At 71.3% G+C, this 5,703-nt stretch carries 2 protein-coding genes and 1 pseudogene; all 3 read left to right on the forward strand.

The genetic code is table 11. The annotated features are described in order from the left end of the window. Positions 1–514 (forward strand): prolipoprotein diacylglyceryl transferase family protein (locus tag WA805_RS16415; RefSeq protein WP_425242765.1); only part of this gene is annotated, 514 nt, incomplete at its 5' end. 92 nt (positions 515–606) lie between these two features. After that, positions 607–5,169, forward strand: a complete 4,563-nt coding sequence (gltB, locus tag WA805_RS16420) for a glutamate synthase large subunit (RefSeq protein WP_425242766.1) — start codon at positions 607–609, stop codon at positions 5,167–5,169. Positions 5,170–5,220: 51 nt separating this feature from the next. Then, positions 5,221–5,703: pseudogene (gene gltD / locus WA805_RS16425) on the forward strand (glutamate synthase); the annotation flags it as partial.

Below are 5,703 nucleotides of genomic sequence, written 5' to 3' on the forward strand. Positions count from 1 at the left end.
CGTCAAGGGCGGCCGGCGGCTGCGGTTCGGCCCGGTGGCCGCCGCCGCGGCGCCGGCCATCGCCTTCGGCCTGACGGTGGCCGCGCTGGGGAACTGGTTCAGCCAGCAGGACTTCGGCCACCCGAGCTCGCTGCCGTGGGCGGTCGCGATCGCGCCCGCGCACCGGCCCGCTGGCTATGAGAACTTCGCCACATTCCAGCCGCTCTTCCTGTACCAGGCGCTGTGGGCCGCGGCGGCCGGAGTCGGCGTGGCGGTCGCGACCAGCCGGCTGTCGCTGCGCGGCGACCGCGCGCTCGCGCTGTACGCCGCCGCCTACGCGGCCGGCGGTTTCGCGCTGTTTTGGCTGGGTATCGGACACCTACCGGTTGTCTTTGGCCTCCGGGCGGGCGAGCTCGGTGACGCCGCGGTACTTGTCGGCGCAGCCGTTTACCTGGTCCGTACCAGGCCCACGCGCAACAAGGCTTACCAGCCTGCGCACAAGTCGGCCCTGGAAAGCGATTCACCAGTCCTGTAATGTCAACGTAACCTACGTGTAGCAGCAGGGCCAACGTCGTCCCGACCGCAGCATGCGATGACAGCGGACATTAGACGACAGGAGTATTGAAGGTGCCTGCCGCAACCGAGGGACTTTACGATAGCCGGTTCGAACATGACGCCTGTGGTGTGGGTTTCGTCGCGGACCTCTCGGCCAAAGGCGGCCACGGCGTGGTGGCCAACGCCCTGCGGGTCCTGTGCAACCTCGAGCACCGTGGCGCGGCGGGCGCCGACCCGGACACCGGCGACGGCGCGGGCATCCTCACGCAGATCCCCGACGCTTTCTTCCGCGCGGTCACCGGTTTCCCGCTCCCCGAAGCTGGCGGCTACGCGGTCGGCCTGGCTTTCCTGCCAATCGAGGATTCGGAACGGGTCCGTGTCTTCGCCCAGATCGCCGGCCTCGCCGCCGACGAGGGGCTGACCGTCCTCGGCTGGCGCAACGTGCCCATTGACCCCGCCGCCTGCGGGGAGGGCGCCCGCGAGGTACTGCCCAGGCTGGCCCAGCTGTTCGTGGCCGGGGCCGCGGGCGAGACCGGCATGCGGCTCGAGCGGATGGCTTTCTGCCTGCGCAAGCGCGCCGAGCACGAGGCCCGCGTCTACTTCGCCAGCCTGTCGTCGCGGACGCTGGTGTACAAGGGCATGCTGTCCGCGCCGCAGGTTGAGCCGTTCTTCCCCGACCTGTCCGACGAGCGCTACGCGTCGAGCCTGGCGCTCGTGCACTCCCGGTTCTCCACCAACACGTTCCCGTCCTGGCCGCGGGCGCACCCGTACCGGTACATCGCGCACAACGGCGAGATCAACACCGTGCAGGGGAATCGCAACTGGATGCGCGCCCGCGAGGCGATGCTGGCCAGCCCGCTGATCCCGCGGTCGAAGAGCGGCCAGGGCATCGAGCGGCTGTTCCCGATCGTCGACCCGTCGGGATCCGACTCCGGCAGCTTCGACGAGGCGCTGGAGCTGCTGCACCTCGGCGGCCGGACGCTGCCGCACGCGCTGCTGATGATGATCCCCGAGCCGTGGGAGAACCACGAGGAGATGGACGAGCGGCGGCGCGCGTTCTACCGGTACCACGCGACGGTCATGGAGCCGTGGGACGGCCCCGCGCTGATCGCGTTCACCGACGGCACGGTGATCGGCGCCGTGCTGGACAGGAACGGGCTGCGGCCGGGCCGGTACTGGGTGACCAGCGACGGCCTGGTCATCCTCGCCAGCGAGGTCGGCGTGCTCGACATCGAGCCGGCTCGGGTGGTGCGGCGCGGCCGGCTGCAGCCGGGCCGGATCTTCCTCGCCGACACCGCGGCCGGCCGGATCGTCGAAGACGAGGAGGTCAAGGCCGAACTCGCCGCCCAGCACCCGTACGAGGACTGGCTGCACGCGGGCCTGCTGCACCTCGACGACCTGCCGGACCGTGCGCGGGAGGTACCCACCGCCGCGGATCTGCTCACCAGGCAGCGCACCTTCGGCTACACCGAAGAGGAACTCCGCGTCATCCTCGCGCCGATGGGCCGCGCCGGGGCAGAGCCGATCGGGTCGATGGGCACCGACACCCCGGTGGCCGTGCTGTCCGACCGCCCGCGGCTGGTGTTCGACTACTTCACCCAGCTGTTCGCGCAGGTGACGAACCCGCCGCTGGACGCGATCAGGGAAGAGCTGATCACCTCGCTGGGCACGACGACCGGGCCAGAGCACAACCTGCTGGAGCCGGGCCCCGCGTCCTGCCGCCAGATCGTGCTGCCGTTTCCTGTCATCGGCGAGCAGGATCTCGCGAAGCTGCTGCACATCAACGACGACGGGAACCTGCCCGGGTTCGCCGCCCACATGATCGACGGCCGGTTCGACCCCAGCGGCGGCGGCGACGGGCTGCGGGCCCGGCTCGCCGAGATCTGCGCCGAGGTGGACGCCGCCATCGTCGGCGGCGCGCGGCTGATCGTGCTGTCCGACCGGCACACCACCGAGGGCACGCTCATCCCGATTCCCTCGCTGCTGCTCACCGGCGCGGTGCACCACCACCTGATCAGGGAGAAGACCAGGACCCAGGCCGGGCTCATCGTGGAGACCGGCGACGCGCGCGAGTGCCACCACATCGCGCTGCTGGTCGGCTACGGCGCCGCCGTCGTGTGCCCCTACCTGGCGATCGAGACCGTCCGTGACCTCGCCGACGCCGGCCAGCTCGCCAGTGCTGGCCAGCAGAGCGTCACTCCGGACAAGGCGGAAAAGAACCTGATCAAGGCCCTCGGCAAGGGCGTGCTGAAGATCATGTCCAAGATGGGCGTGTCCACCGTCGCCTCCTACACCGGCGCGCAGATCTTCGAGGCCGTCGGCCTCGGCGACGACGTGATCGCCGCCTGCTTCGCCGGCACGTCGTCCCGGCTGGGCGGGGTCGGGTTCGACGTCCTCGCGCACGAGGCGGCCCGCCGGGCGCTGGTCGCCGCCGGCGGCCCCGGGATGGCGTTCCGGCGGCTAGAGACCGGCGGCGAGTACCAGTGGCGCCGCGAGGGCGAGCCGCACCTGTTCAGCCCGGAGACGGTGTTCAAGCTGCAGCACGCCACCCGCAGCCGCCGCTACGAGATCTTCAAGGAGTACACCGCGCTGGTCGACGACCAGTCCCGGCGGCTGATGACGCTCCGCGGCCTGCTGCGGATCAAGGGGATCGATGACGACGGGGAGCAGGCCGCGCCCGTTCGGACGAATCTTGATGATGTTGAACCGGTCAGCAGCATCGTGCAGCGCTTCGCGACCGGGGCGATGTCCTACGGCTCCATCTCCGCGGAGGCGCACCAGACCCTCGCGATCGCGATGAACCGGCTGGGCGGCCGGTCCAACACCGGCGAGGGCGGCGAGGACCCGGACCGGTTCATCCCTGACCGCAACGGGGACCTGCGCCGCTCGGCGGTCAAGCAGGTGGCCAGCGGCCGGTTCGGGGTGACCAGCGAGTACCTGGTCAACGCCGACGACCTGCAGATCAAGATGGCGCAGGGCGCCAAGCCGGGGGAGGGCGGCCAGCTGCCCGGTTACAAGATCTACCCGTGGATCGCGAAGACCCGGGGCTCCACGCCCGGCGTCGGCCTGATCTCCCCGCCGCCGCACCACGACATCTACTCGATCGAGGACCTGGCGCAGCTCATCCACGACCTGAAGAACGCGAACCCGGCCGCCCGGGTGCACGTCAAGCTGGTCTCCGAGGTCGGCGTAGGCACGGTCGCGGCCGGCGTGTCGAAGGCGCACGCGGACGTGGTGCTGATCTCCGGGCACGATGGCGGCACCGGCGCCGCGCCGCTCACCTCGCTCAAGCACGCGGGGACGCCGTGGGAGCTCGGCCTCGCCGAGACCCAGCAGACGCTGCTGCGCAACAAGCTGCGTGACCGGATCGTCGTGCAGGTGGACGGGCAGCTCAAGACGGGCCGCGACGTGGTCATCGCCGCACTGCTCGGCGCCGAGGAGTTCGGCTTCGCGTCGGCGCCGCTGGTCGTGTCCGGCTGCGTCATGATGCGCGTCTGTCACCTGGACACCTGCCCGGTCGGCGTCGCCACGCAGAACCCCGAGCTGCGCAAGCGGTTCAGCGGCAAGCCCGAGTTCGTGGTGAACTTCTTCGAGTTCATCGCGCAGGAGGTCCGCGAGCACCTGGCCGCCCTGGGCCTGCGGTCGCTGGAGGAGGCGGTCGGCCGGGTGGACCTGCTCGACACCGCCCTCGCCGTGTCGCACTGGAAGGCGGCGGGCCTCGACCTGACGCCGGTGCTGCACAAGCCCGCGAGCGCGCGCGGCCCGCTGCACCGCGTCACGGAGCAGGACCACGGCCTGGACCGGGCGCTGGACAACACGCTGATCCAGCTCGCCGAGGGCGCCCTCGAGGAGGGCCGCCCGGTCCGCCTCGAGCTGCCGATCAGGAACGTGAACCGCACCGTGGGCACCATGCTCGGCTACGAGGTGACGCGGCGGTGGGGCGGCGAGGGGCTGCCGCCCGACACGGTCTCGGTGGCGTTCACCGGGTCGGCGGGGCAGTCGTTCGGCGCGTTCGTGCCGCGTGGCATCACCTTGCGGCTGTGCGGCGACGCGAACGACTACCTCGGCAAGGGGCTGTCCGGCGGGCGGCTGGTCGTCTACCCGGCGGCGGACTCGCCGTTCGAGGCCGAGACCCAGGTGGTCGCGGGCAACGTGATCGGCTACGGCGCGACATCGGGGGAGATCTTCCTGCGCGGCACGGTTGGCGAGCGGTTCTGCGTGCGCAACTCCGGCGCGCTGGCCGTCGCCGAGGGCGTCGGCGACCACGGCTGCGAGTACATGACCGGCGGCCGGGTCGTCATCCTCGGGCCGACCGGGCGGAACTTCGCGGCGGGCATGTCCGGCGGCATCGCCTACGTGCTCGACCTGGCGAAGACCCGGCTGAACACGGAGATGGTGGACCTCGACCCGCTCGAGGAGCCCGACATCGCGTTCCTGCACGACGTGGTGTCCCGGCACCACGCGGAAACCGGGTCCGCGGTCGCCGGGCGGCTGCTCGCCTCCTGGGACGAGGCGGTGGAGCGGTTCTCCAAGGTCATGCCGAAGGACTACAAGCGGGTCCTCGTGGCGGCGTCCGCCGCCGAGCGCGAGGGCCGTGACGTGAACGAGGCCGTAATGAGCGCGGCTCATGGCTAACGAGCCGCACTCCAGGGATAAGCACTGCGCACGGGTGAGGGGTAGCTAGCGATGGGCGACCCGAAAGGGTTCTTGAAGACCGCGCGGGAGACGCCGCGGCGGCGGCCGGTCGACGTCCGGCTGACGGACTGGCGGGAAGTGTACGAGCCGTTCGCGCGGGAGCGCGCGGAGCGACAGGCGGCCCGGTGCATGGACTGCGGCATCCCGTTCTGCCACAGCGGCTGCCCGCTCGGCAACCTGATCCCGGAGTGGAACGACCTGGTCTACCGCTCCGACTGGGCGGCGGCCGCCGACCGGCTGCACGCCACCAACAACTTCCCCGAGTTCACCGGCCGGCTGTGCCCGGCGCCGTGCGAGTCCGCCTGCGTGCTCGGCATCAACGCTGAGCCGGTGACGATCAAGCAGGTCGAGGTGGAGATCATCGACCGGGCGTGGGCGTCCGGCGGCGTCGTGCCGCTGCCGCCGGCGGCGCTGTCCGGGTTCTCGGTCGCGGTGGTCGGCTCGGGACCGGCCGGGCTCGCCGCGGCGCAGCAG

The sequence above is a fragment of the Trebonia sp. genome, assembly GCF_049794275.1.
GTDB lineage: Bacteria > Actinomycetota > Actinomycetes > Streptosporangiales > Streptosporangiaceae > Trebonia.